Source organism: Streptomyces sp. NPDC058525, assembly GCF_042719495.1.
GTDB lineage: Bacteria > Actinomycetota > Actinomycetes > Streptomycetales > Streptomycetaceae > Streptomyces.
In genome coordinates this window covers 1-3,027 of record NZ_JBHXNP010000211.1, presented here as the reverse complement: position 1 = coordinate 3,027, position 3,027 = coordinate 1, and the positions used below count along the sequence as shown (strand labels likewise).

The window sequence follows — 3,027 nt, the reverse complement described above, 5'->3', positions numbered from 1 at the left end:
GCCAACGACTCGTCCCACTCGTCCGGCACGACACCACGCACGTCATACGCCTTGACGATGTTCGAAAGGTCGGGCATTTCCACTCCTCCACGGGTGATCGGCTCTGCTCCGGACGCTACCCGGCACCCTCGCCGCCACGGCCCGCCCGCGCCCATCCCGCTGAGGCTTTGGCAGATCGCCGTCAGCCCGGAACGGCCCCGCCCCGCTCCCTGTACCACTGCGCCGCCCGGCCGAGCCGGGCCAGCGGGCCGGGTCCCGGTGCGATGCCCGCGAGCCGCCATGCCGTGTCGGCCCGGTACCAGTGGTCCCCGGCCAGCAGCGTGAACTGCCGCTCGCTCACCCATCCCGGGGTCTCGGCCAGCGCGTCGAGGCACGCCTGCCACGGCCGGTCCCCGGCGGGACGCGCCGGCAGCACCCGGTGGTGTGCGAGGGCGTCCATCAGGTCCGCGTTGCGCACCGGTCGCGGATGGTGGGCGTGCAGGACTCCCGAGGCCCCGGCCGCGTCCCCGTCCCCGTCCCCCACCCCGAACTCCACGATGAGCCGCGCCAGATCGTCGACGTCGACGAACGAGGCCAGCCCTTCTCCGCCGCCCCACCCGGCCGGTACCCGCCGGAACGCGTCGACGAGGGCGGGTACGACCCACCGGTCGCCCGTCCCCAGCACCAGCCCCGCGCGCAGGACCAGTCCCCCGGCCTCCAGCACCGGCTCCTCGCCCGCCAGGCGGCTGCGGCTGGCCGGCGACACCGGCGCGGGCGTCAGCTCGCCGACGTCCTGACCGCGGTGCGGGCCCGGCCCGTAGACCGCGCAGGTCGACAGCTGGACGATCCGCCGCACTCCCGCCCGCCGAGCCTCGGCCACCAGGGCCCGGGTCCCGGCCGTGTTGACCGCGGCGCAGCGTTCGGCGTCCGGTCCGATGAAGGAGGCCAGCGACAGCAGGACGTCCGCGCCGTCGCACACCCCGCGCAGGGACGCGGGGGTGGCCAGGTCGGCGTCCGCCCACCGCGCTCCGTGCCCGGTGGCGGGGGGAGGCGTACGGGACACCGCGCGCACCGCGGTCTCCGGCGCCCGTTCGGCAAGCCGGCGCAGCACCGCCGACCCCACGAAGCCCGTCGCACCGGTGATGACGACGTGGGGCGCGTTCACACCAGTTTCCCGGGCTCCGCCGCCTCCGAGGACGGGGCGGGCTCGGCGGGCTCGGCGGGCTCCGCGGGCTGCAGGGTCATCCGCAGGCTCGCGCGCGTGTCCTCGGTGGCGACGGCGGGCAGCAGGTAGCGCCACAGGGAGGCGATCCGCTGCGGCAGGTCGGCCCGGCCGGTGGACGCCTGGGAGAAGAGCTGCGCGCCGGTGAAGGAGCTGACCAGGACCCACGCCAGTTCGTGGTCGTCGACATCGGACTTGAGCTCCCCCTTGGCCCGTGCGAAGCGCAGCTGCTGGCGGAACTCGAGCACCCAGGCCTGGTAGGCGACGTCATCGCGCAGGCCGAACTCCCCCTGCTCCACGGCCAGTCGTACGCCGGCCCGGAGCACCGGGTTGTGCTGGAGCTGCTCGGCCAGGTAGAGGGTGATGTCCACCAGGTGCTGCAGCCCGTCCTCCCCCTCGGGGAACTCCAGGCCGTCGCCCTGCCCGACCATGACGGCGTAGGCGAGCTCCTCCTTCGAGCCGAAGTGGAAGTACATCCCGCCCTGGGTGACATCGGCCCGTTTCATGATCTTGCTGATGCTGGCTCCGCTGAAGCCGAACTCGTCGAAGACCTCCGCCGCCGCGCGCAGGATGGCCGCTCTGGTCTGAACTGCCCTTAGTTGAGGCGCGCGTTGTCGCTTGCGGTCCGACATCGGGGTACCTGACTTCCTCGACAAAAAAAACGAACATCCTTTATTTTAGGACTCATCGCCGTACAGCACCAGCTCATGTCCGACGTTTCAAGGGGGGCTCAACCATGACTGTGTCAGCTGACCACTCCGTCTCACCCGTCTCCGTACTCAGCAGCGCGTTACCGCGCGAGTACGTGCACAAGAGCGCACATTCCGAGGTCCTGCTCACGGGGTGGCGCGCCGTCGCGCCCGACGAATACGTCGTCACCGCCCAGTGGCCCCGCGCCCACAGCTTCTACTCGCCGGACGCGAGCGGCCACCACGACCCCCTCCTCCTGGCCGAATCCGTCCGGCAGGCGATCCCGCTCCTGAGCCACGTCGCGTACGACGCCCCCTTCGGACACCGGCAGATCTGGGACACGTTCAGCTACTCGATGAACGCCGCTGCCCTGGTGGTCGGTTCGGCGCCCGCCGACATCACCCTGCACATCGCCTGCTCGGACATCACCCGCCGGGGCCGAAGACTGGCCGGCCTCACGATGCACGTCACCGCCACCCGTGAAGGGGAGCTGCTGGGCACCGCGGAGGCACGTTTCACCAACCAGTCACAGGCCGTCTACCAGCGTCTGCGCGGCCACAACGCGGACCTCGCCCAGGTGGCCGCCCGCATGATCCCGCTGCCGCCGCCGCTGACGCCCCGCCGGGTGGGCCGCGACCGCTTCCACGACGTGGTCCTCTCCCCGACGAGCGCCACGCACCGCACCCAGCTCCGTACCGATGTCAACCACCCGATCCTCTTCGACCACCCCGTCGACCACGCCCCCGGCATGCTGCTCCTGGAGGCCGTCCGGCAGGCCGCGCACGGCTGCGCCTTCCCGCGGCGGGGGGTCCTGACCGACCTGGAGATACGGTTCTTCCGCTACGCGGAGCTCGATTCGCCGTGCTGGATCGAGACGACCCCCGCCCCCGGCGGGATGACCGCGTCGGGCCGCCTGCCCGTGCGCGTCCGCGCGCGCCAGAACGGCGCGGACGTCTTCACCGCCACCGCGACGATCAGCGCGGCGCCCGCCACGCTGTCGCTCTGCTCCACTCTCTGACGCGGCGTCCGGTGTTCCGGCCGGGGGGGGGGGCCCCCCCCCCCCCCCCCCCCCGGCGGCGCGCCCCCCCCCCCCCCCCAATCTGACCACCAAATAGAAACCAAAACCAAGTACAAAT

The 3,027-nt window shown here is 72.3% G+C and carries 3 protein-coding genes; 1 reads left to right on the top strand and 2 read right to left on the bottom strand.

From position 1 onward, the window contains the following. Window positions 1-181: 181 nt before the first annotated feature. Both ACFWP3_RS41830 and ACFWP3_RS41825 read right to left on the bottom strand, forming a co-directional pair. Window positions 182-1,144 (bottom strand): NAD-dependent epimerase/dehydratase family protein, encoded by a 963-nt coding sequence (locus ACFWP3_RS41830; RefSeq protein WP_384232197.1) that lies wholly within the window; start codon window positions 1,142-1,144, stop codon window positions 182-184. Further along, entirely contained in the window at window positions 1,141-1,833 is a 693-nt protein-coding gene (locus tag ACFWP3_RS41825) for a ScbR family autoregulator-binding transcription factor (protein WP_384232195.1), read from the bottom strand. Before ACFWP3_RS41825 ends, ACFWP3_RS41830 begins: the two co-directional genes overlap by 4 nt. Window positions 1,834-1,937: 104 nt before the next feature. On the opposite strand from ACFWP3_RS41825, the gene ACFWP3_RS41820 reads away from it, so the two are divergent. Further along, on the top strand, window positions 1,938-2,909 hold the full coding sequence (locus ACFWP3_RS41820) for a ScbA/BarX family gamma-butyrolactone biosynthesis protein (protein ID WP_384232194.1): 972 nt from the start codon (window positions 1,938-1,940) through the stop codon (window positions 2,907-2,909). Window positions 2,910-3,027: the final 118 nt, after the last annotated feature.

Coding starts and splice junctions, on each gene's coding strand:
- ACFWP3_RS41825 (WP_384232195.1), bottom strand. CDS start 1,833: ATGTCGGACCGCAAGCGACAACGCGCGCCTCAACTAAGGGCAGTTCAG.
- ACFWP3_RS41820 (WP_384232194.1), top strand. CDS start 1,938: ATGACTGTGTCAGCTGACCACTCCGTCTCACCCGTCTCCGTACTCAGC.